Source organism: Pseudomonas vranovensis, from assembly GCF_040438935.1.
Classification (GTDB): Bacteria; Pseudomonadota; Gammaproteobacteria; order Pseudomonadales; family Pseudomonadaceae; genus Aquipseudomonas; species Aquipseudomonas vranovensis.
The window spans coordinates 3357901-3379637 of sequence record NZ_CP159259.1 but is presented as its reverse complement, the minus strand read 5'-3'; the positions used below and the strand labels follow the sequence as shown (position 1 = coordinate 3379637).

The 21737-nt window shown below is 60.1% G+C and carries 20 protein-coding genes and 1 pseudogene; 9 read left to right on the top strand and 12 right to left on the bottom strand.

The annotated features are described in order from the left end of the window. The 5 genes and pseudogenes from ABVN19_RS15750 (at position 1) to ABVN19_RS15730 (ending at position 5597) form a co-directional block, all read left to right on the top strand. Positions 1-630 carry an L-threonylcarbamoyladenylate synthase gene (locus ABVN19_RS15750; RefSeq protein WP_036990014.1) on the top strand — a complete coding sequence of 210 codons (630 nt, stop codon included), beginning with the start codon at positions 1-3 and terminating at the stop codon, positions 628-630. A gap of 86 nt (positions 631-716) precedes the next feature. Further along, complete coding sequence (locus tag ABVN19_RS15745) at positions 717-1457, top strand: ScpA family protein (protein ID WP_245219092.1); 741 nt, start codon at positions 717-719, stop codon at positions 1455-1457. Positions 1458-1471: 14 nt separating this feature from the next. Continuing rightward, positions 1472-2185, top strand: a pseudogene (gene scpB / locus ABVN19_RS15740) (SMC-Scp complex subunit ScpB); the annotation flags it as partial. Between the two features lie 204 nt (positions 2186-2389). Continuing rightward, positions 2390-3544, top strand: coding sequence for a 23S rRNA pseudouridine(2605) synthase RluB (gene rluB / locus ABVN19_RS15735; RefSeq protein WP_105642251.1), 1155 nt, complete (start codon positions 2390-2392; stop codon positions 3542-3544). 631 nt (positions 3545-4175) lie between these two features. Beyond that, positions 4176-5597 (top strand): amino acid permease, encoded by a 1422-nt coding sequence (locus ABVN19_RS15730; protein WP_028944715.1) that lies wholly within the window; start codon positions 4176-4178, stop codon positions 5595-5597. A gap of 47 nt (positions 5598-5644) precedes the next feature. Here the strand turns inward: ABVN19_RS15730 and ABVN19_RS15725 are convergent, their stop codons facing one another. From ABVN19_RS15725 to ABVN19_RS15695, 7 genes are all read right to left on the bottom strand, one after another. Then, a complete protein-coding gene (locus tag ABVN19_RS15725) occupies positions 5645-6772 on the bottom strand; it encodes a DUF1120 domain-containing protein (RefSeq protein WP_028944714.1) in 1128 nt (375 codons plus the stop codon). Between the two features lie 44 nt (positions 6773-6816). After that, positions 6817-9138 (bottom strand): fimbria/pilus outer membrane usher protein, encoded by a 2322-nt coding sequence (locus ABVN19_RS15720; RefSeq protein WP_158259239.1) that lies wholly within the window; start codon positions 9136-9138, stop codon positions 6817-6819. Positions 9139-9266: 128 nt separating this feature from the next. Next, the gene (locus tag ABVN19_RS15715) at positions 9267-9980 is read right to left on the bottom strand and encodes a fimbria/pilus chaperone family protein (protein WP_051270588.1); all 714 of its coding nucleotides are present in this window, start codon (positions 9978-9980) and stop codon (positions 9267-9269) included. A 135-nt stretch (positions 9981-10115) separates the two neighbouring features. Next, positions 10116-10760 carry a DUF1120 domain-containing protein gene (locus ABVN19_RS15710; protein WP_105642249.1) on the bottom strand — a complete coding sequence of 215 codons (645 nt, stop codon included), beginning with the start codon at positions 10758-10760 and terminating at the stop codon, positions 10116-10118. 71 nt (positions 10761-10831) lie between these two features. Next, complete coding sequence (locus tag ABVN19_RS15705) at positions 10832-11458, bottom strand: DUF1120 domain-containing protein (RefSeq protein WP_028944711.1); 627 nt, start codon at positions 11456-11458, stop codon at positions 10832-10834. Between the two features lie 68 nt (positions 11459-11526). Then, positions 11527-12138: a DUF1120 domain-containing protein gene (locus tag ABVN19_RS15700; RefSeq protein WP_105642248.1), complete on the bottom strand. Its 612-nt coding sequence runs from the start codon at positions 12136-12138 to the stop codon at positions 11527-11529. Between the two features lie 150 nt (positions 12139-12288). Next, the gene (locus ABVN19_RS15695) at positions 12289-12942 is read right to left on the bottom strand and encodes a DUF1120 domain-containing protein (protein ID WP_105642247.1); all 654 of its coding nucleotides are present in this window, start codon (positions 12940-12942) and stop codon (positions 12289-12291) included. A 342-nt stretch (positions 12943-13284) separates the two neighbouring features. On the opposite strand from ABVN19_RS15695, the gene ABVN19_RS15690 reads away from it, so the two are divergent. Then, positions 13285-13599: a helix-turn-helix transcriptional regulator gene (locus tag ABVN19_RS15690; RefSeq protein WP_105642246.1), complete on the top strand. Its 315-nt coding sequence runs from the start codon at positions 13285-13287 to the stop codon at positions 13597-13599. Between the two features lie 340 nt (positions 13600-13939). After that, positions 13940-14350, top strand: coding sequence for an alternative ribosome rescue aminoacyl-tRNA hydrolase ArfB (arfB, locus tag ABVN19_RS15685; RefSeq protein WP_036990018.1), 411 nt, complete (start codon positions 13940-13942; stop codon positions 14348-14350). A gap of 108 nt (positions 14351-14458) precedes the next feature. Here the strand turns inward: arfB and ABVN19_RS15680 are convergent, their stop codons facing one another. The 4 genes from ABVN19_RS15680 to phhA are packed head-to-tail and all read right to left on the bottom strand — an operon-like array spanning position 14459 to position 17150. Continuing rightward, complete coding sequence (locus ABVN19_RS15680; protein WP_036990012.1) at positions 14459-14722, bottom strand: hypothetical protein; 264 nt, start codon at positions 14720-14722, stop codon at positions 14459-14461. A 47-nt stretch (positions 14723-14769) separates the two neighbouring features. Further along, a complete protein-coding gene (locus ABVN19_RS15675; protein ID WP_105642245.1) occupies positions 14770-15963 on the bottom strand; it encodes an amino acid aminotransferase in 1194 nt (397 codons plus the stop codon). Next, positions 15963-16319: a 4a-hydroxytetrahydrobiopterin dehydratase gene (locus ABVN19_RS15670; RefSeq protein WP_028944704.1), complete on the bottom strand. Its 357-nt coding sequence runs from the start codon at positions 16317-16319 to the stop codon at positions 15963-15965. The genes ABVN19_RS15675 and ABVN19_RS15670 overlap by 1 nt, the downstream gene beginning before the upstream one ends. Before the next feature lie 42 nt (positions 16320-16361). Continuing rightward, positions 16362-17150: a phenylalanine 4-monooxygenase gene (gene phhA / locus ABVN19_RS15665; RefSeq protein WP_028944703.1), complete on the bottom strand. Its 789-nt coding sequence runs from the start codon at positions 17148-17150 to the stop codon at positions 16362-16364. 292 nt (positions 17151-17442) lie between these two features. Here phhA and ABVN19_RS15660 point away from each other — a divergent pair, with 292 nt between their 5' ends. Next, positions 17443-19017 carry a sigma-54-dependent phenylalanine hydroxylase transcriptional regulator PhhR gene (locus ABVN19_RS15660; RefSeq protein WP_028944702.1) on the top strand — a complete coding sequence of 525 codons (1575 nt, stop codon included), beginning with the start codon at positions 17443-17445 and terminating at the stop codon, positions 19015-19017. 84 nt (positions 19018-19101) lie between these two features. Here the strand turns inward: ABVN19_RS15660 and ABVN19_RS15655 are convergent, their stop codons facing one another. Continuing rightward, on the bottom strand, positions 19102-19362 hold the full coding sequence (locus ABVN19_RS15655; protein ID WP_028944701.1) for a DUF2790 domain-containing protein: 261 nt from the start codon (positions 19360-19362) through the stop codon (positions 19102-19104). Between the two features lie 407 nt (positions 19363-19769). Between ABVN19_RS15655 and acs the strand changes: the two genes are divergently transcribed. Then, positions 19770-21731 carry an acetate--CoA ligase gene (gene acs, locus ABVN19_RS15650; RefSeq protein WP_028944700.1) on the top strand — a complete coding sequence of 654 codons (1962 nt, stop codon included), beginning with the start codon at positions 19770-19772 and terminating at the stop codon, positions 21729-21731. Positions 21732-21737 lie beyond the last annotated feature (6 nt).

Below are 21737 nucleotides of genomic sequence, written 5' to 3'. Positions count from 1 at the left end.
GTGAGTCAGTTTTTCCAGATTCATGCGGAGAACCCGCAACCGCGCCTGATCAAACAGGCCGTTGAAATCATTCGCAAGGGCGGAGTTGTCGTCTATCCGACCGACTCGTCCTACGCCATGGGTTGCCAGATCGGCGACAAGAATGCCGTAGAGCGCGTTCGGCGCCTGCGTCAGCTGGACAAGAATCACAATTTCACCCTGATCTGTTGTGATCTCTCGCAGATGGGCCTGTTCGCCAAGATCGACACGTCGATCTTTCGTTTGCTCAAGGCGCATGTACCGGGACCGTACACCTTCATCCTCAACGCTACGCGCGAAGTCCCCCGCCTGTTGCTCCATGAAAAACGTCGCACCATCGGCTTGCGTGTACCGTCCAACCCGATTGCCCTGGCGCTGCTTGAAGAGCTGGGCGAGCCGTTGATGAGCGTCAGCCTGATCATGCCCGGCGAAACCGAGCCGATGACCGACCCCTACGAGATTCGCCAGGCCCTGGAGCACCATGTCGACCTGATCATTGACGGTGGTTTTGGCGATTTGAAGGCCTCCACCGTGATCAACCTGGCCGGCGACGAGCCCGAGGTGATCCGCGTTGGTTGCGGCGACCCGGCGCCCTTCATGGTCGAAGCGTGAGCCAGGCACCTACCACCGAGTCGATCCTCGATCCCCAAGCAGGTGCTCAGCAAGAGCTGCCACTGGTGCTGGTCTATGGCGAAGCCATGACCGAAATGCCGGTGGACCTGTACATCCCACCAGACGCCCTCGAGGTGTTTCTCGAAGCCTTTGAAGGCCCGCTGGACCTGCTGCTCTATCTGATCCGCAAGCAGAACGTCGACATCCTTGATATTCCCGTGGCGGAAATCACCCGCCAGTACATGGGCTATGTCGAGCTGATGAAAACCGTGCGCCTGGAGTTGGCCGCCGAGTACCTGGTCATGGCGGCGATGCTGGCCGAGATCAAGTCACGCATGTTGTTGCCGCGTTCGGTCGAGATCGAGGAGGAAGAGGGTGATCCGCGGGCCGAATTGATCCGTCGTCTGCAGGAATATGAACGCTTCAAAGCCGCGGCAGAAGGTATCGATGGGCTGAGTCGGGTGGGGCGCGAGATCATCGTGCCGCGACTGGAAGCGCCCCAGGCCAAGGTGCGCAAGTTGCTGCCAGACGTGAGCCTGGAAGAGCTGCTGGTGTCGATGGCCGAAGTGCTGCGCCGCGGCGACCTGTTCGAGAGCCATCAGGTCAGCCGTGAGGCATTGTCGACCCGCGAGCGCATGAGCGAGGTGCTCGAACGCCTCAAGGGCGGTGGCTTCGTGCCTTTCGTCGCGCTGTTCAGCGCCGAAGAAGGCAAGTTGGGGGTGGTGGTGACCTTCATGGCGATTCTTGAACTGGTGAAGGAATCCTTGATCGAACTGGTGCAAAATGAGCCCTTTGCGCCGATCCACGTCCGCGCCCGGGCCGAGTGACCACGAGCAACGCCATGAACCTGAACGATCCGCGCGACCTGGCGCCCCTGCTTGAAGCCTTTTTGCTGGCCTCGGGAAAACCGCAATCGATGGAGCGCTTGTTCGAGCTGTTCGAAGAAGCCGAGCGCCCTGAGCCTGCGGTGTTCAAGAAAGCCCTGGAGGTACTGCGCAAGTCCTGCAGTGGCCGCGCCTTCGAGCTCAAGGAGGTGGCCTCGGGCTATCGCCTGCAGATTCGCGAGGATTACGCTCCCTGGGTGGGTCGTTTGTGGGAGGAACGCCCGCAGCGGTATTCCCGGGCATTGCTTGAGACCATGGCGCTGATTGCCTACCGCCAGCCCATCACCCGTGGCGAAATCGAGGACGTACGGGGCGTGGCGGTCAACAGCAATATCATCAAGACTTTGCTTGAGCGTGAGTGGATCCGCATTGTCGGCTACCGCGAAGTGCCGGGTAAGCCGGCAATGTTCGCCACTACCAAGGCCTTCCTCGATCACTTCAACCTCAAGAATCTCGACGATCTTCCTGCCCTGGCCGAGCTGCGGGAAATGGAGCCTGAGCCGCTGCTTGAAGTCGATGACGCGCCGGTGCCCGCTCACCTGCAGGCCCTGGCCGACGAAAGTGCCGAGCCAGCAGACGGGAAGGAAGAAACCAGCTTCCGCAGCCTGCTGGTGGAGCTCGACTCGATGGAGGAAGGGCTCAAGACCGACTTTGACGACCTGGTCGATGACACGGCGGCGGTCGAAGACGCCGAAAACCTTGAGCCTGAGACGCCACGCGAGTGAACGGCGGCCTTCGGGCGGAAACAGACGGTGGCCTGGATAAATTCAGCTAGTCTCAGGTGCGCTCCACGCGTGATCAGCGTATGATTCGCGACCTTTTTGGCGCATGTTCGCCTTAATCAGTTTTCAATACCTACACCGGGAGGTGCCCAGATGAGTGATAAAGATCTGCAAGAAACCCAGCCGTTGCCGCCATCAGGCGAGAAGCTGCAAAAAGTGCTGGCGCGTATCGGCGTGGGCTCGCGCCGCGATGTCGAGGCCTGGATCAGCCAGGGCCGGATCAAGGTCAATGGCAAAGATGCCACCTTGGGCCAGCGCGTCGACCTGCATGACGCGATCTCCGTGGATGGCCGCGTGATCAAGCGTGAAGAGTCTGCCGAGACCGTGCGCCGGGTCATCATGTACAACAAGCCCGATGGCGAAATCTGCACCCGTGACGACCCGGAAGGCCGTCCGACCGTGTTCGACCGCCTGCCGCGGCCAAAAGAAGGCCGCTGGATCAACATCGGTCGCCTGGACATCAACACCACTGGCCTGCTGATGTTCACCACCGACGGTGAGCTGGCCAACCGCCTGATGCACCCTTCCTACGAGATGGACCGCGAGTACGCAGTGCGTGTGCGTGGGGAAGTGGACGAAGACATGATTGCCCGCCTCAAGGCCGGTGTCGTGCTTGAAGACGGTCCTGCGCGCTTTACCGATATCCAGGAAGCGCCAGGCGGCGAAGGTTTCAACCATTGGTACCACTGCGTGGTGATGGAAGGGCGTAACCGCGAAGTGCGTCGTCTGTGGGAATCCCAGGGCCTGGTGGTCAGCCGTCTGAAACGCGTGCGTTTCGGCCCGGTGTTCCTCAATTCCGACCTGCCGATGGGCCGCTGGCGCGAAATGAGCCAGCAGGAAGTCGATATCCTGGCGGCCGAAGTGGGCCTGACCCCGGTGGCCATGCCAACCTTGAACCACAAGTCCAAGGACAAGCTGGAGCGCCTGCAACGTAAGTCCACCCGTCCGCTGGGGCGTGGTGAGCGTGTGCGCACCTTGCGCCCCGCCCAGGACGCCGGTGCCGCCGAACGTCCTGCGCGCCAGCCGCGTGGTGAGGCCGAGCGTCCTGCGCGCCAACCGCGTGGTGAGGAGCGTCCAGCACGTCAGCCGCGCGGTGATGAGCGTCCAGCACGTCAGCCTCGTGGGGAAGCCCCGCGCAAGGACTCGGGCCGTGGCAGCGCCGTGGCCGAGCGTCCGAGCGATATGAACAAGCGCGGCAAGCCAGCACCGAAGCGTCCAGGCAGCACCCGCAACAAACCACGCCCGTAACGTATCGTGTGGGAAAAAAGCCAACCTTCGGGTTGGCTTTTTTTTGCCTTGAAAATCCGTGTCTTACAGAAATTTCGCTAAGGGGTGGAAAGTTTTTGAACCGGCTTGTAAATAAATCGTTACAAAGATTGGCGCCTTTACCTGGCCTGCCAGTGGCCGCTCGTCGCTGTAAACAGAACTTGCCGAAAACCCCGCGCTAAAGCGGTTTCCGCGAACGTCAACCGCTTGCCCCAAGGCTGCCGCAGGGTTGAGATGTGTGCCATTGCCGTGTGCAAAGCCAGGGCCGGAGAGCCGGGCATTCAATAAGAACAAATGGAGGCGCCATGTACGCCGATTACCCCCAAAGGCTTGAACCTTTCCTCAGGACCGGTGCGTTTTGTCATCAGACAGTCACGCAACGTGTTGACCCCTGCGCGTCTGCAGGGGTATACAATGCGCCGCGTTTTAACTGTGACCCCAATGCGTACCGCGCACTCTTGCTGACACCCGGCTGATTCGACCACGGCGTTTGCCCTGGATGGGCAGCAGTTGGCCAAGAACCCTCAAGGTAACCACCTTGTTAATTCCGCTGCGCCACGAGCGTGGTGGGTCCGATTCCGTCACAGATAAAAACAAGCAGGTGACTTCGTTCATGAGTGGACAAAACACGCATTCAGGCGAGCTGAAACGCGGCCTGAAAAATCGCCATATCCAATTGATCGCCCTGGGCGGTGCGATTGGTACCGGCCTGTTCCTGGGTTCGGCCGGGGTGATGAAGTCGGCGGGTCCGTCGATGATCCTCGGCTATGCGATCTGTGGCTTCATCGCCTTCATGATCATGCGCCAGCTCGGCGAGATGATCGTCGAAGAGCCGGTGGCCGGTTCGTTCAGTCACTTTGCCCACAAATACTGGGGCGGTTTCGCAGGCTTCCTGTCGGGCTGGAACTGCTGGGTGCTGTACATCCTGGTGGGCATGTCGGAGCTGACCGCTGTCGGTAAGTACATCCACTACTGGTGGCCGGAGATCCCGACCTGGGCTTCGGCGGCAGCTTTTTTCATCCTGATCAACGCCATCAACCTTGCCAACGTCAAAGTCTTTGGCGAGGCCGAGTTCTGGTTTGCGATCATCAAGGTACTGGCCATTGTCGGCATGATCGCCCTGGGCAGCTGGATGCTGACCACCGGTAGCGGCGGCCCGCAAGCCTCGGTCAGCAACCTGTGGGAGCACGGTGGGTTCTTCCCCAATGGCGTGAGCGGCCTGGTGATGGCGCTGGCGATCATCATGTTCTCCTTTGGCGGCCTGGAAATGCTCGGTTTCACCGCAGCCGAGGCCGACAAGCCGAAGACTGTAATCCCCAAAGCGATCAACCAGGTGATCTACCGCATCCTGATTTTCTACATCGGTGCCCTGGTCGTGCTGTTGTCGCTGACCCCGTGGGACAGCCTGGTCACCAGCCTCGATGCCGCCGGCGGCACCTATGGCGCCAGCCCGTTCGTACAGGTGTTCTCGCTGCTCGGTAGCGATGTGGCTGCTCACATCCTCAACTTCGTGGTACTGACGGCGGCGCTATCGGTTTACAACAGCGGTACCTATTGCAACGCCCGCATGCTCTACGGCATGGCCGCGCAAGGCGATGCCCCGGCCGGACTGGCCAAGATCGACAAGCGCGGTGTACCGGTGCGTTCGATCCTGGCCTCGGCTGCCGTGACCCTGGTCGCGGTGCTGCTCAACTACTTCATCCCGCAGCACGCGCTGGAGCTGCTGATGTCGCTGGTGGTTGCAGCCCTGGTGATCAACTGGGCGATGATCAGCTACTCGCACCTGAAGTTCCGCCAGCATTTGAACAAGACTGGCCAGACGCCGTTGTTCAAGTCCCTGTGGTACCCCTACGGCAACTACATCTGCCTGGCCTTCGTGGTGCTGATCCTGGGCATCATGCTGCAGATCCCGGGTATCCAGATCTCGGTCTATGCGATTCCGGTCTGGCTGCTGGTGATGGTTATCTGCTACAGCCTCAAGTCCAAGCGTGGTAAGCCTGTGGAAAGCGTCGCTGCCGAGGCGCTGAAGCACTGAGTCACCGCTGTTAGCTGAAACGCCCCGCATTGCGGGGCGTTTTGCGTTTACAGGTAAACGATTTCGAGGGTCGCCGAGCCATCCAGGGAGATGTCCTGGCGCAGGTCCAGGTCCAGCGTCGGGGCTATCACCGGTTTGATCTCGATGCTGGTGCTCAGGTTACGAAACGGCACCGGGCCCTTGGTGGTGTTGTCTTCATCGGTGAAGGCGAGCAGGGTCTTGCTGGTGATGCTGTTGCTCTGGGCGCTGGCATTGCTCCAATACGTCCCGCCGCCGGTGGAGTAGGTCAGGTAGGCCGCGGGCACTTGATCGGCGCTAATCAGTCTGGGGTCGAAGACCACTTCGAAAAGGCCGATGCGGTTGCTGGCGGCGTCCAGGCCCAGGCCATAGAACACCATGGAGTTGACCAATGCGGTGCCGTCGCGGTTGTCGTGCATGAGCAAGGCATAGCGTGCCGGGCTGTCGCAGCTGATGGTCAGGTTCAGGTGGCGTGATGGCAGCCGTGTACGCTTGTCGGGTTGCAGCGATTGCGCCGAAATCTTGCCGTAATCCACCACGCCGTTATTCGACAGCTGCGGTGTACAGGCAGCCGGCTGGATCTGCCAGTGCAGGTCAAGGTTGCTGGTGGCGCCACTGGCCGGTGCCTGCAACTGCCCGCTGGCGGTGGACTGGATCATCCCGTGGACCTGGAAGGCCGAAGCGGACAGCTCACCCTCTAGGGTCAAGGTCAGGCTCAGGCTGCGCCCACGCAGTGTCTGCCCCGCGCGAACCGGGGTCATGCCATGTTGCGGGCGCCAGTCCAGGCTGGCGGCGGCAGGTCCCGGGGCGGCGCCGGGGTGGCTGAGCAGGCCGAGCTCGACCGGTTCACCATCAACCACGGCATTGCCAGCCTTGATGCGCAAGTGACCGTTGTCGGTGAGTCGCCAGCGCTCGCTGTCCAGGAATTCGGCCTTGAAGAACAGGCTGAGGTCGACTGGGTGGGTACAACTGAGGTGGATCTGGGTGGTTTTTTCGGGCAGGGCCAAGGCCGGTTGCTGGGGGGTGAGCCGGGAGCGATCCAGGGTGCCGTAGTCAATCTGCTCGGGGCTGCTCAGCAGTCTGCATTCGTCGGCGTTGGCAGCCAGGAGGGGGAGTGCTCCGGCACAGGCCAGGGCCAGGGTCAGCAGTCGTTTCATGGAAATGTCCTTGGTCGGGTCGATTGCGAGAACGCGGCGGCGGTTCAACTACAGGTGCGTTGGACGCTGGTGTAGTAGGTCTTTTGCGGCGCATCTGCGGCGGCATCGAGGACCACCCGGCATTCACGGGCCTGCGGATCGCTGACAATCAAGTGGCTGATGGCTTCGCTGCTGTCGATAAACACCAGGCCACCGGGTTGGACCAGGCTGATGAAGCGGCCCCGGTCATCGAACACCGAAGCGCCGGCAGGCAAGGGCTGGCCGCGGCCGTCGGTGACGGTCAGGAGCATCCGCCGTACGCTCCATGCATTGAAGGTCAGCCGCGGCACAGCACCACGGCTGGCCTTGAGTACCGCGGCGCCTTCCTCGACATTGACGTTGATCGGCAGGCTCTGGTTGTCGACCTGTACGGCGCTGCGGCCATAGGGACTCAGCGCCGGGATCACCGCACGGCCGGCAAAGTCCGTCCATACCGGGCCGTTGGGCGTGCTGGCTTTGACGCCAGGGGTGTCGGTCACGGTGAGAATGGCAAAGGTGTCGCGAATCGGGTAGGGCGAGGGGGTGATGCCGGCGCCGTGCACTGCCAGGCCACCGCGCAGGCCGACGTTGTAATTGGCGTCGCGCCCGTCGCCAGCATAGTTCAGGTCTAGCTGGGTATAGCGCGGGATTGCCGAAAGGCCCGCACTGGCCAGGTTGTTGCTGTCTCCTGAGCGGTGTTCGGCGCCCAGGCGGTAGCCGAAACTGTCGGTGACCTGCTGCTGGTAGTTCACGGTACTGGTGGTGTCATTGTCGCGGTGACGTATGCTGCTGCGCACACGAGCGGTACTGCCCAGTGGCAGACTGACGCTGAGGTAGATCGCGTCGCCATTGTCGCCGTTGGTGTCGCCGACCGATTTTTCCACAGACGCCGAGACACTCACCCCGTTGTAACTGTTGCCCCAGGACAGGAACAGGCGTTGATTGCTGTCGTGCTGGTAGTAGGTGGTCTGGGTGTAGCCAAGGCTGAAACTGCCAATCACCGGGCTCCCCCAGCGCAGGCTGGTGCTGAGCTGGTCGCGGTAACTGGAGGTGTTGTCGCTCGCGTGGTAGGTGCTGTCGAGGAGCTCGCGGTAGCCTTGGCTACGATGATTTACGGCGACCAGGCTCGACCATTGTTCGTGCAGTTGCCAGTTCAACTGCCCGCCCAGTTGCAGTCCCTGGTGCTCCAGCGCCGTTGCCTGCGAGCCGATGGCAGATGCCTGGGCACTGAGCGAAGGGCTTAAGGCACCGTCGAGGCTGGCGCCTATGCTGCGATAGCCTTGGGCCAGGATCAGACCGCTGCTCAAACGCGAGGTCTGACCAATGGCGTCGGTCTGTCCCAGGCTCAGTACGGCCGGCTCGTCGGCTTCGTGGCTATAGCTGCGCACCCTGCCGGCACCGATACTGAAGCCTCGTTGAGCGGGCGCAGCAGCAGCCAGGTTGGCCGGTACGCGAAAACTGCGGCGCTCACCACTGGTTTCGATCACCGTCACTTCCAGGTCCGATTGGGAGGTGAGGCGAGGAATGTTGCTGATGCTGAACGGACCTGGCTGCACCACCGTGGCGTACAGCAAGGCACCGTTCTGGTGGATCTCCACCCGCGCCTGGCTGTTGGCGATGCCTTGCACACTGGCGTTGTCCAGTTGGGACAGCAAGCCATGTTCCGGGGTGAGCTGGGCGCCAATAATCTGCGCACCGTTGAGCGCAGGGTTGACCAGGCTGATCTCGCCGGCCTGGAAGATGCTGCGGCTCTGGACAAAGCTGCGTTGTGCATAGGTGTCGAGCATTTCACTGTGGACCCGGCCATCGGAACGGCTGTGTACCTGGCGGCTGCGCAGGATCCAGTTGTCAATGTTGATGCCGAATTCTGTGTTGGCGGCTGCATAGCGGCTCGATTCGCCACCATAGCGGTTGAAGGTGCCGAACAGGTCGTAGTTCAGAAGACCTGCAACGCCACCCTGGCTGAAGCCATCGACGTTGTGCGGACGTCGCTCCAGGGCTTGATCGGGGATCACCAGTCGCACCTGCTGCCGTCCCGGGTCGAGTTCCACCTGCATGTGCGGGTAGGCTTCGCGCAAGTCTCGGCAGTCAGGCGCCAGGGGTGCCTTTGGTTCATCAACTACCGTCGGCCAGTCGGCGGGTCTCGCTGCCCCGGCAAACTGCAGCAACGCGTCGTCAAAGCACAAGGCACCGCTGACGTCGAAGCGCGCGGCGGTCGAGCCCTTGTCATGACCGTTGACGTTCAGGCCGATGTGCTGCCTGCCAGGAGGGAAGCGTGCATGCTGGCTGAACAGCTGCGCCAACTGCGGGTCGATGCCGCGCAGGCGCAGGACCTCGTGGTCGAACACGGTAGGCGGCTCCGGGCTGTTCGAGGCGTGGGCAAGCTTGACGGATTCAAGGCTGATCAAACCTAGGCAAAGCCCAGCCAGCAGTTGATTCGGGCAGTTGAAACTGCTCTTGTTAGGGGGAGAGGCGATCACTGTATGGCGGCCTCGTAGGGGTCAGTGGCGTAACCGTATACCGTCGCCGGCTGGAAGCGCACGCTGGACGCGGCACCGATGGCGGTGGGTAGCTCAAGGCTGACGTGCTCGTTGGCCAGTACGTAGCTGCGGGGAAGGTCCACGCGCAATTGACCGGGGTTGAGCAACAATTCGCGGCCCAGGCGTACCACGTAGGGCGTGTTGTTCTCGACCCGCAACTGGTTGCCGTCAACGTGCCAGGTCAACCCCTCCCAGGGCGAACGATTTTTTGCCAGGCCCTTGGGGTGGAGGATCACCGGCAGGTTCTGGCGCACGCCGAAGCTGACGCGCATGCTGCCATTAGCGCCTGGGGCTTGCTCACGAATGCCTTCGAAGATCACCCGTTTCAGGCGCTGTTCCTTGAGCGGTTCAGTGCCGACGTAGTGGAACAGCACCTGTTGCTCGTGACCTGCCTCGACTCGGGTCACGGTGGGTTGCACCACCAGCAGGTTGTCCTGGTCTTCGGGCAGGTTTTCGATGAACACCGCCAGCAATGAGGCATGTGGGTCGGTATTGGTGACCAGGAAAGCGGTGCCGCTGGTATTGGCTTCCTCGAGAATCACCACCGAAGATTTGGGCACCATGCCGTCAGCCAGGGTGCTGGTTGCATGGGCAAGCAGTAAAGCTGCAGGCAGCAGGGAGCCGGTAATACAGTCGCGTAGGTATTTCATCGTATCGATTCATTGATGGCGTGCGGCGCAAGACCTTTGAGATGACTTCCTTGAGCTACTGGAAGGCGGTGCGCCGGCCGGGTGTGTCATGAAGGGCGAGCATCCGTTGTTCGCCATCTGAATGGGCTCAACGGTTCAGAGGTAGCGGACTTCGAAAGTTGTGCTGCCGTCGATCTGGACATCGCTGCTGTAGTCAATTCTTGAGTCCGCCCGACCTATTACCGTTAGGGTGGTACTCAGGTCCTTTGCCGGTGTGGGGCCGCTGGCGACGTCGCTTGGATCTCCGAAACCGAGCAGGAAGTCTGGTCTGAGTTGGGCACGTTCAAAGTCCTGAGTAGTTCCACCGACACGTACCCAGTTTTCCCCCCGATCTCGAGAGGTGATGGTGTGCCGCACTACACCATCCACCAAGGCCGTAGTGGCTTGTATAAACATGTAGCCAATGACTTCATCTTTATGCGTGCCGAGCCCAAAACGGTTGACAGCCCCTGTCGCGTTATCAATTCGGTTGTCGAAGTTGACAAGTGCGAACAGTGTGGCGACTTCGCACTTGATAGTCAGGTCCAGCTGTTTGACCGGCAGTTGGTAATGAACGGTAGCTCCAGTGTCGAGGTCGTCAACGAAAAGGGGACCATAGTCAATCACACCGCCATTGCTCAGTGCTGGCGTGCAGGCCGAAGGGGTGAGGGTGCCGGTGAGTGTAACGTCGCTGGTAGAGGCGATGACGTGTGTACTGGCAAGGGTCGCGAGGAGTGAAAAGGATGCTACGGAAATTCTCATTATTATTTCCTTGGTTAGGGAGTTCGGGGATTTAGCGATCCCTTCTTGTTTTAAATTCAGGTCGTGCTTGATCAGAGATAAACAATGTTGAACGTTGTACTGCCGTCGATCTGAATGTCTTCGTTGGCAGGCAATGCCTTGTAAATAAAACTATTGATATCGAGGTTTGCGCTCAGGCGAGTGGCGGGAACAGGGGTATTCAAGTCGCCGAAAGCCACGCGGTTATCGGGCATTTTTTGAGAGGGGGCGAAGTACTGAAAAATACCGGCGAACCAGGTGTTGCCGGCGTTGTACGACACCAGGGTATTGACTGGTATGCCATCCAGTTCAGGGGTGCTGAGGCCTATCCCCATGGTGCCGATTTGCTGCTGTTTGTGCATGCCCAGGCCATGGCTGACGGGACTGATGCCGGAACTTTCGTGGCGGTTGTCGGTGGTGGTCAGGGCGAACGAAGTTTCACTGGCACATTGGATGGTCAGGCTCAATTGCTTGGCCGGAAGTTTGTATAAAGTAGCGTTCTCGTCTTCGAGGTCCCCGGTGGATACATGGCCATAGTCGACCACGCCGCCGTTGCCCAGCATGGGTGTACAGGCCGAAGGGGTCAGGGTGCCCGTGAGGGTGATCTCAGCGGTTGATGCCAAGGCGTGATTGCTGGCGAGGGTCAAGAGAAGTGCCAGGGGCACAACGAACTTCTTCACTGTTATTTTCCTTGGTGGATGAGTGAGGGCTTCTGACGTCCCTCTTAATAGAATGTCTAGGCGATGAATCAGAGGTACTTGATCTCGATGGTGCTGCTGCCGTCGAGATCGATATCGTCGGTGAAGGGCAGGTCTTTATTGATCGAGCCCTGAATGCGCATGGTGGCGCTCAAGAGCGTTGTCGGTTGCGGAGTGGTGTTGCCAAACGCCAGCCTGAAGTCCTGGGCTGTCGTCGAGTCGCGCATCAAGACATTATTGCTGGCTTTCCAGGTGGCGCCACCGTCCAGAGATTCCAGTGCACCCCTCTGCTGACCATCGACCTGGGCGTTCTGGAACGCCATCGAATAGCGTCCGATGGGCATGGACTGGTAGGTTCCCATGCCGAAGTGGATGTCGCCGGTGGTGCTGGCGGTGCCGCTGCGGTTGTCTGTTGCAATCAGGGAGATGGGAGCTTCGGCCCCGCAACTGATGGACAGGGTCAGGGTTCTGTCTGGCAGTTGGAAGTTGTCGAGGGTCTGGGCATGGATCGGGCCGTAGTCGATGACCCCGTTGTTGCTTAGTGTTGGAGTGCACGCGTACGGCGTGATGGTGCCGGTGACAGTCATTTCGGTGGTGGAGGCGATCGCGTGAGTGCCAGCCAGGGAAGCGACAAGGGAGAGGGACAATACGGACTTCTTCACAGGTTTTTCCTTTATTGGTTCTTGTGTTAAGTGGTGCGGATGTCCCGTTTTTGAGCGCAGAAATGCGTCACTGGCCACGTGGGGCAATGTGCAGGTCTGCAGTCGACGGGATTCTGTAAGGCCGATCAGGCCATGTTCTTCTGGTAGGTGCTAGAGGTACTGGACCTCGACGGTCAGGTTGCCATCCATGAGCGACTGGTCGAAATGGATGATGTCGTTGCGAACCCAGCCGCTGACTTCCAGTTCCAGGCTCAGTTGCCGCGCGGGCGTCGGGCTGGTGCTGCCAGTAGAGGCAAAGCCGAACCTTGTATCGGGGCGGTCGCCCAGGTGCTTGAACAATGCGCTGGTCAAGGGCGTCCAGGTCTGGCCCTGGTCAGTGGAATAGAGGGTGTCCGCCGGAAGATTGTCGAGCAGGACAGTGCCGCCAGCCCAGCCCGCGGTATAGAATCCGATAGGCTCGCCTTTGGGCGTATTGCCCAGGCCGAAGGTACGGGCTTCGCCGGCGGAGTTGCTGTCGCGACGGTTGCCGGTCGCTACCAGGGCCAGCGGCGTCGGCTCACCACAGTTCACCAGCAGGGTCAGGTTACGCAGTGGCAGGGTCGAGTGCGTGGGATCGTCGGGGTCGATCGGCAGCTCAGGGATGCTGAGGTCTCCGTAATCCACCCGCCCACCCAAGGACAGCGACGGCGTGCAGGCGGACGGTGTGAGGGTACCGACCAGGCTGACATCCGTGGTACTGGCGTTGGCGCCGAGACTGAGGCAGGTTAGTAATGCTGCCAGGGTGCATGGCGTTGCGTTGCTCATGACTCGGTCCTTTGACTAAGGGAAGGAGCCTCCGCGCCGGTGCAGACACTGTTGAAGCATCGACGCCGGAAGGCACTTCGGGTCGCAACCTAACTCGGTTTTGCCCGTTACCAGAAACCGGTTTCTGGTCCTGTGTCATCCATGACGGTACTGCTGGTGCATAGGGTTGAGGGTGAGCGCTGTGAATGTGCTTTGCTTAAAATGGCCTGACCAAAACTGCAAAAGCGAGCTTGTCTGCGCTGTGAGGGTGCCGATTATGCCCAATAAAATGTTCCTGTAAAGAGGTGGTGATTGAAAATTTGTGCTTATGACGCAGTGCGATCAACAGAGTGCGGAGAGCGTTTGCGTCATGAGCGCACCCGCCTTGGGATGCGGCAGGATGATTTTTCCCGTCTGGGCGGCGTCAACCGCAATACCCAGGGAAGCTATGAAAAGGGCGAGCGCAATCCCGATGTCGCCTACCTGGCTGCGGTGGCACAGGCGGGGGTTGATGTGTGCTTCGTCATCACTGGAATGCGTACGGTTGAAGCCGCGCAGGGACTGACCGAACCGGAGCAGCGTCTACTGGCGCGCTACCGTTCGTTGGCCAATGCCGACCAGGAAATTGTGCATCGAGTGATTGGCGCAATGGCCAGTGCGATGAGTGATGTCGAATAGCGGTTGTTCACTCTTCCTACAAAATTATCAGACCGATTAAGGTCTATTTTAATACGATTCCCCGTAACGTCTTTCCTTTCAAAAATCCAAGGGAAGGATGGTCATGCCTACGTACAAAATTTGTTTCCCCGATCAGGCGTCCGGCATTCACCCTGACAGTCAGCTCAATGAATCGGAGTGCGATCTGGTCGTGTTGTTTCGACAGTTGTCCTCGGCCGATCAAGTTCGGGTCAGGCGAGTGATCGAGGTGTTGGCCCGGAGTACATCTGTCATGATCGACGAGGCCTCCTGAGGCGGGAGGGCAGCGTCGTTTTTTACTGTTTTGCAAGGGTAGGTGAAAGTGCAACTTTCAAACACGGTGCAATTGCCCGATGACGAAATCGAACTGACGGCCATCCGTGCCCAGGGGGCGGGCGGGCAGAACGTCAACAAGGTTTCCAGCGCCATGCACCTGCGCTTCGACAGCCAGGCATCGTCATTGCCGCCGTTCTACAAGGAGCGCTTGTTGGCCCTGCGCGACGGCCGTATCACCCGCGATGGGGTGATCATCATCAAGGCTCAGCAGTACCGCACCCAGGAGCAGAACCGCAATGATGCGCTGGAGCGCCTGCGCGAGTTGATTCTCTCGGCCATCAAGGTTGAGAAGACGCGACGCCCGACCCGACCGACCCTGGGTTCGAAAACCCGGCGGTTGGACACAAAAAGCAAGCGTGGAGCGATCAAGGCCGGACGCGGCAAGATCGATTATTGAGGCGGGGAAATGAGGCCGTTGCAGCGAGGGGATTCTTGACGGTGTGAAAACGTGTTGACGGGGTAGTCCCTGCATCAGCCGTTTTCACACAGTCTGATCGGTGCGCGATTATTCCTGGTCGGCGCTTGAGGTGTCGTCGCCGTCGTGGTCAGCCTGAGCTGGTTCGGCGCTGTGAGTGGCAGGAGTCTGCTCTTCTGGGTTCAGGCTTGGGAAGGGAAGATTCGGGATTTCATGCATCTCGTCGTTCCTCGCAAGTGTGTGGAAAGGCTGCGCAAGGCGCGCGTGGCTTTTGAAAGCCTGTGCAGGATACAGGAAGCTGAATGACAGTATGAATTTTCCTGCCGATTGGTGTTTGAACGCCTTGCGGGGCAAGCCCGCTCCCACCTGTCCGGTGGGAGCGGGCTTGCCCCGCGATGGTTCTACCGGCAGACGTCGGCTATCGCCGCCGCCAACGCCCCGAGCCGCGAGGCATCAGCCCCGGCGACATTCGCCCGGCCAGTGCCGACCATGTATACGCTGTGCCGGTCACGCAACTGCCTGACCTGCTCTGGCGACAAGCCTGTGTAGGAGAACATTCCGCGTTGCTCGGCGATGTGTGCAAAGCGTTCGCTCAAGCCATGCGGTGCAAGCGCTTCGACCAGTCCGACCCGCAGCTGGGCAATGCGCTGACGCATGGCCTCGACTTCTTCGATCCATAGGCGTTTCAAGTCGGCATCGCCAAGAATCTGCGCCACGACCGCAGCACCGTGATCCGGTGGCGTCGACCACAGGTTGCGGGCCAACCACGCCAGCTGACTGCGTACATCCACCAGCTTCTCGGCATCATGGCTGCACACCAGCAAGGCGCCGGTGCGGTCACGGTATAGGCCGAAGTTCTTTGAACATGAACTGGTGATCAACAGCTCAGGCAGTTCGGCGGCAAAGAGTCGGACTGCCCAGGCATCCTCTTCCAGGCCATCGCCGAACCCCTGGTAGGCAAAGTCGATCAGCGGCAGCAGCTCGCGACGGCGGACCACTTCAAGCACTGCGCGCCAGTCGTCCTGCGACAGGTCGAACCCGGTCGGGTTGTGGCAGCAGGCATGCAGGAGCACCACATCGCCTTTTGGCGCCGACTCCAGTGCAGCCAGCATCCCGGCCACGTTCAGGCAGTTGTCCGCACCGACATAGGGGTAGTGACTGACCTTGAGGCCAGCCCCGGCAAAAATGGTTTCGTGGATCGGCCAGGTAGGATCGCTCAGCCAGATGCCGCGGCCGGGCAGGCAGTGTTCGATGAACTCTGCCGCCAAGCGCAGGGCGCCGGTACCGCCCGGGGTCTGGGTGGCGCCGGCGCGCTTGTTGCTGAGCAACGACGAGTCACTGCCCAACACCAGTTCGCTGACCAAACGACCGAAGTCTGCGTCGCCATGACCGCCCACATAACTCTTGCTGGCCTGCTGCTCAAGCAGGCGCTGTTCGGCGTGCTTGACCGCCGCCGGAATTGGCGTCAGGCCCTGGGCATCCTTGAACACGCCGACGCCCAAGTCGAACTTGTTTGGATTGCTGTCTTTGGCATACGCCTCCATCAGCCCCAGGATCGGGTCGCCGGGTACGCGCTCGATCGCGCCAAAGTGCATTACTTGCGGCCTTCGGCGGTGTTGGCGACCTCGTCGGTGCGCGCGGCCATGATGAAGTCGTTGCGATGCAGGCCCTTGATCGAATGGCTCCACCAGGTCACGGTGACTTTGCCCCACTCGGTCAGCAGGCCAGGGTGATGGCCTTCGGCTTCGGAGATTTCGCCGACGGCATTGGTGAAGGCCAGGGCGTGTTTGAAATTCTTGAACAGGAAGATCTTTTCCAGCTGCATGATGCCGTCACGGACTTCGATGTTCCAATCCGGGATCTGCTTGATCAGTACCGGCAGTTCTTCGTCGCTGACCTGTGGGGCATCGGCACGGCAGGCTTCGCAGTGGGCTTGGTTCAAGGCGTTCATAAGGTTTTCCGCAAGTGGTTTGTTATTGGTTTGCAAGGTCGCTCAGGCAGCGACCTTGGGTGGAAATTTAGGTGCGTGCAGGCCCATCTTCATTGCAGTGTGGACCATGCCCATGATGTCTTCGTGGGCAAGATCGAACAGGCGCTTGAGGTTGGGCAAGGCAAAGTACAGCGGCTGCAGGATGTCGATGCGGTACGGGGTACGCATGGCTTCCAGCGGGTCGAAGGCCTGGTGCTCAGGCTCGTCGGACAGGCTGTAGACAGTTTCTTTTGGCGAGGAAAGAATGCCGCCGCCGTATATCTTCCGGCCCTGCGGGGTATCGACCAGGCCGAATTCGATGGTCATCCAGTACAGCCGCGCCAGGTACACGCGCTCTTCCTTGGTAGCCTGCAGGCCAAGTTTGCCGTAGGTATGAGTGAATTCGGCGAACCAGGGGTTGGTCAGCAGCGGGCAGTGGCCAAAAATCTCGTGGAAAATATCGGGCTCTTGCAGGTAGTCGAGCTCTTCTTCGGTACGAATGAAGGTCGCTACCGGAAAGCGCTTGCTGGCCAGCAGTTCAAAAAAGGTCTGGAAGGGGATCAGCGCAGGAACCCGGGCGACTTGCCAGCCGGTGGTGGCGCCCAGCACTTTGTTGATTTCGCCCAACTGCGGAATGCGGTCGTGCGGCAGGTTCAGCTGGTCGATGCCGTCCAGGTATTCCTGGCACGCGCGACCTTCGATCACCTTCAACTGACGGGTAATCAGGGTGTTCCACACCGCATGCTCTTGCTGCGGGTAGTCGATAAACCCTTGCGCATCGGGCTCGCGAGCCACGTATTGCGTCTGTTTCATACTGCTCTCCTGCTGAGGGCCTTTTTTGTTATGTGATCAAGCCGTTGCTTAAGTGATAACCCGCTGGGCGGCACTTTGCATCGGTCCCGGGCCCGCTGGCGGTGGTGGCTGCCCGCTCAAATCGTAACGATAACTTTACAAAAAAGACAAAAGGCCGAAAAATCGGAGGCGGCTGTGAGGATGATTCCCGGTTTTCGTCACGTAATCTTTACAAAAATTCTTCGGCGCTGATAAATAAATGCCTGTCGGGTAGGCGCCAAAGCTTGTTGTAGACCTACTAGTAGGACATTTCATGCGTATCAAAGTGCATTGCCAGAACCGCATCGGCATTCTGCGCGACATCCTCAACCTGCTGGTGGAGTACGGCATCAACGTTGCCCGTGGCGAGGTGGGTGGCGAGCATGGCAATGCCATCTACTTGCATTGTCCGAACCTGATCAATCTGCAGTTCCAGGCCCTGCGGCCCAAGTTCGAGTCGATTACCGGTGTATTCGGGGTCAAGCGGGTAGGGCTGATGCCCAGCGAGCGGCGCCACATGGAACTCAACGCCTTGCTCGGCGCCCTGGACTTTCCGGTGCTGTCGATCGATATGGGCGGCTCCATCGTTGCCGCCAACCGGGCGGCCGCACAATTGCTGGGAGTGCGGGTGGATGAAGTACCCGGCATTCCGCTGTCGCGCTATGCCGAAGACTTTGACCTGCCGGAGTTGGTGCGGGCCAACAAGTCGCGGATCAACGGGCTGCGGGTCAAGGTCAAGGGCGATGTGTTCCTGGCCGATATTGCTCCGCTGCAGTCGGAGCACGACGACAGCGAGGCTCTGGCGGGGGCAGTCTTGACCTTGCACCGTGCCGACCGCATAGGTGAGCGTATCTATAACGTGCGCAAGCAGGAATTGCGCGGTTTTGACAGCATCTTCCAGAGCTCGCGGGTAATGGCGGGGGTGGTGCGTGAAGCGCGCCGCATGGCGCCACTGGATGCGCCGCTGCTGATCGAGGGCGAGACGGGCACCGGCAAGGAGTTGCTGGCGCGCGCCTGCCACCTGGCCAGTCCTCGCGGTCAGGCACCCTTGATGGCACTCAACTGCGCCGGCCTGCCGGAGTCCATGGCCGAGACTGAACTGTTCGGTTACGGGCCGGGTGCTTTTGAAGGCGCGCGTGCCGAAGGCAAGCTCGGGTTGCTGGAACTGACGGCGGGCGGCACCTTGTTTCTCGACGGTGTCGGCGAGATGAGTCCGCGGCTGCAGGTCAAATTGCTGCGCTTTCTGCAGGACGGTTGTTTTCGCCGGGTCGGTAGTGACGAGGAGGTTTACCTGGACGTGCGGGTGATCTGTGCCACTCAGGTCGATCTCTCGGAATTGTGTGCCCGCGGCGAGTTTCGCCAGGACCTGTACCATCGCCTGAACGTGCTTTCGCTGCATATTCCGCCGCTGCGCGAGTGCCTCGATGGCTTGGCGCCGCTGGTGGAGCACTTCCTTGACCAGGCCAGCCGACAGATCGGTTGCCCCCTGCCACGCCTGGCGCCAGCGGCAATGGAGCGGTTGAGCCAGTATCACTGGCCGGGCAATGTGCGCCAGTTGGAGAACGTGTTGTTCCAGGCGGTATCGCTGTGTGATGGCGGGGTGGTGAAGAGTGAGCACATTCGCTTGCCGGATTATGGCGCTCGGCAACCCTTGGGCGAGTTTTCGTTGGAGGGGGAGCTGGGGGATATTGTCGGGCGTTTCGAGAAGGCAGTGCTGGAGCAACTGATCAATGAGTTTCCCAGTAGCCGGGCGTTGGGTAAACGCCTGGGGGTTTCACATACAACCATTGCCAACAAGTTGCGCGAACATGGACTAGGTAAATCAACTGAGTTAAGCGACGTTAAATAACAGCGTTGTCAGTATTTGGGGCGATTCACTATAAATCGCCCGCCCTGCCTCAGGGGCAGGGCGGGCGAAACAAGAGTGTTGTGATTAGCCGTTGGAGCAGCCGTCCCCCATCACGCGGTATTCGAGAATGTGCTGTTGGCCCTGGGAGTCTTCATAGGTCATGCGGACCGGGACCACTTCGCAAACGTGCGGGACTTCACTCATGGAGATGACCTTGGCGATGTCCAGGTGCTGCGAGTAACTGTACTGTTCAACCGGAATCTGCCCGGCAGAATCGTTTGCAACTTCAGCGGCCATCGCCGTGGTGCAAAGACTGCCAAGTACCAATACCAGTAACGCTTTCATTTTCATTTTACCTGTCTAAGGTCGAGAGGGGGCACGCAGCGCGCGTGGCGCCGCGTGTGCAACTTAAGTTCAACTATCACAGTTATCGCGGGATTAACGGCCTTCGTGGGGGTGTTACAAGAAGTTAATCTCGTTGCCGTTGCTGGCGAGGTGAATTTTAGGCAGGTGCGCCTGCCTTAAACAGATGACGTTTTGATAAACACTGTTGGCAAAAAACGTAACAATCGCCTTGCGGGTGCAATTGAAAATTATTTTTCCAGGCGCCGAGGCCCGGCCTTGAGCCCGCCGTCAATTGCAGGGGTGCAAAAAGAGCAGGGCGTTACTACCAACGTCGAATGGCCCGCCCGGTCTGGTACAGTTACAAACGAGGTCATACAAAAACAACTATTACACCGAGGTAGATAAAGATGAGTGCGGCTCCCCTGTACCCCGTTCGTCCCGAGGTTGCGGCCAACACGCTGACTGATGAGGCGACCTACAAGGCCATGTACCAGCAGTCGGTGATCAACCCGGACGGCTTCTGGCGTGAGCAGGCGCAGCGCCTGGACTGGATCAAGCCCTTTACCAAGGTCAAGCAGACTTCCTTCGACGATCACCATGTCGATATCAAATGGTTTGCCGACGGCACTCTGAACGTCTCCTACAACTGCCTGGACCGCCATCTGGCCGAGCGCGGCGATCAAGTCGCAATCATCTGGGAAGGTGACGATCCTTCCGAGCACCGCAACATCACCTACCGCGAACTGCACGAGCAGGTCTGTAAATTCGCCAACGCCCTGCGTGGCCAGGACGTGCACCGTGGTGACGTGGTTACCATCTACATGCCAATGATCCCCGAAGCCGTGGTCGCCATGCTGGCGTGCGCCCGCATTGGTGCGATTCACTCGGTGGTATTTGGTGGCTTCTCGCCAGAGGCGCTGGCCGGCCGCATCATCGACTGCAAATCAAAAGTGGTGATCACTGCCGACGAGGGGCTGCGTGGCGGCCGTCGCACCCCGCTCAAGGCCAATGTCGACCTGGCGCTGACCAACCCGGAAACCGCCAGCGTGCAGAAGATCATCGTGTGCAAGCGCACCGGTGGCGACATTGCCTGGCACCAGCATCGCGATATCTGGTTCGAAGACCTGATGAAGGTTGCCTCCAGCCATTGCGCGCCAAAAGAAATGGGCGCCGAAGAGGCGCTGTTCATCCTCTACACCTCCGGCTCCACCGGCAAGCCCAAGGGTGTGCTGCACACCACCGGCGGCTACATGGTCTATGCCGCTCTGACCCATGAGCGGGTGTTCGACTACCGTCCGGGCGAAGTCTACTGGTGTACCGCCGACGTCGGCTGGGTCACCGGCCACAGCTACATCGTCTACGGCCCGCTGGCCAATGGCGCGACCACCGTGCTGTTCGAAGGTGTGCCGAACTACCCGGATATCACCCGCGTGTCGAAGATCATCGACAAGCACAAGGTCAACATCCTCTACACCGCGCCTACCGCGATCCGCGCAATGATGGCCGAAGGTCAGGCTGCGGTCGCCGGTGCCGATGGCTCCAGCCTGCGCCTGCTAGGCTCGGTGGGCGAGCCGATCAACCCGGAAGCCTGGAACTGGTACTACCAGACGGTGGGCAAGGAGCGTTGCCCGATCGTCGATACCTGGTGGCAGACCGAGACCGGCGGCGTGCTGATCAGCCCGTTGCCAGGCGCCACGGCGCTCAAGCCGGGCTCGGCAACCCGTCCGTTCTTTGGTGTGGTGCCGGCCCTGGTGGACAACCTGGGCAACCTGATCGAAGGCGCTGCCGAGGGCAACCTGGTGATCCTCGACTCGTGGCCAGGCCAGTCGCGTTCGCTGTACGGCGATCACGACCGCTTCGTCGACACCTACTTCAAGACTTTCCGTGGCATGTACTTCACCGGCGACGGTGCCCGTCGCGACGAAGACGGCTACTACTGGATCACCGGCCGGGTCGATGACGTACTCAACGTCTCGGGTCACCGCATGGGGACCGCCGAGATCGAAAGCGCCATGGTTGCCCACCCGAAAGTCGCCGAGGCCGCCGTGGTTGGCGTACCGCACGACATCAAGGGCCAGGGCATCTATGTCTACGTCACCCTCAACGGTGGCGAAGAGCCAAACGAGGCGCTGCGCATGGAGCTGAAGAACTGGGTGCGTAAAGAGATTGGTCCGATTGCTTCGCCGGATGTCATCCAATGGGCACCGGGCCTGCCCAAGACCCGTTCGGGCAAGATCATGCGCCGTATCCTGCGCAAGATTGCCACGGCCGAGTATGACGCCCTGGGCGATATCTCCACCCTGGCCGACCCGAGTGTGGTGCAGCACCTGATTGATACGCACAAATCGATGAGCCTGGCTTCGGCCTGATAAACC

Excerpts from the sequence above, each read along its gene's own strand:
- phhA (WP_028944703.1), bottom strand. The coding sequence starts at position 17,150 with ATGAAACAGACGCAATACGTGGCTCGCGAGCCCGATGCGCAAGGGTTT.
- rluB (WP_105642251.1), top strand. The coding sequence starts at position 2,390 with ATGAGTGATAAAGATCTGCAAGAAACCCAGCCGTTGCCGCCATCAGGC.
- ABVN19_RS15675 (WP_105642245.1), bottom strand. The coding sequence starts at position 15,963 with ATGCACTTTGGCGCGATCGAGCGCGTACCCGGCGACCCGATCCTGGGG.
- ABVN19_RS15745 (WP_245219092.1), top strand. The coding sequence starts at position 717 with ATGACCGAAATGCCGGTGGACCTGTACATCCCACCAGACGCCCTCGAG.
- ABVN19_RS15710 (WP_105642249.1), bottom strand. The coding sequence starts at position 10,760 with ATGAGAATTTCCGTAGCATCCTTTTCACTCCTCGCGACCCTTGCCAGT.
- ABVN19_RS15660 (WP_028944702.1), top strand. The coding sequence starts at position 17,443 with ATGCGTATCAAAGTGCATTGCCAGAACCGCATCGGCATTCTGCGCGAC.
- acs (WP_028944700.1), top strand. The coding sequence starts at position 19,770 with ATGAGTGCGGCTCCCCTGTACCCCGTTCGTCCCGAGGTTGCGGCCAAC.
- ABVN19_RS15730 (WP_028944715.1), top strand. The coding sequence starts at position 4,176 with ATGAGTGGACAAAACACGCATTCAGGCGAGCTGAAACGCGGCCTGAAA.
- ABVN19_RS15655 (WP_028944701.1), bottom strand. The coding sequence starts at position 19,362 with ATGAAAGCGTTACTGGTATTGGTACTTGGCAGTCTTTGCACCACGGCG.
- ABVN19_RS15715 (WP_051270588.1), bottom strand. The coding sequence starts at position 9,980 with ATGAAATACCTACGCGACTGTATTACCGGCTCCCTGCTGCCTGCAGCT.
- ABVN19_RS15725 (WP_028944714.1), bottom strand. The coding sequence starts at position 6,772 with ATGAAACGACTGCTGACCCTGGCCCTGGCCTGTGCCGGAGCACTCCCC.
- ABVN19_RS15670 (WP_028944704.1), bottom strand. The coding sequence starts at position 16,319 with ATGAACGCCTTGAACCAAGCCCACTGCGAAGCCTGCCGTGCCGATGCC.
- ABVN19_RS15695 (WP_105642247.1), bottom strand. The coding sequence starts at position 12,942 with ATGAGCAACGCAACGCCATGCACCCTGGCAGCATTACTAACCTGCCTC.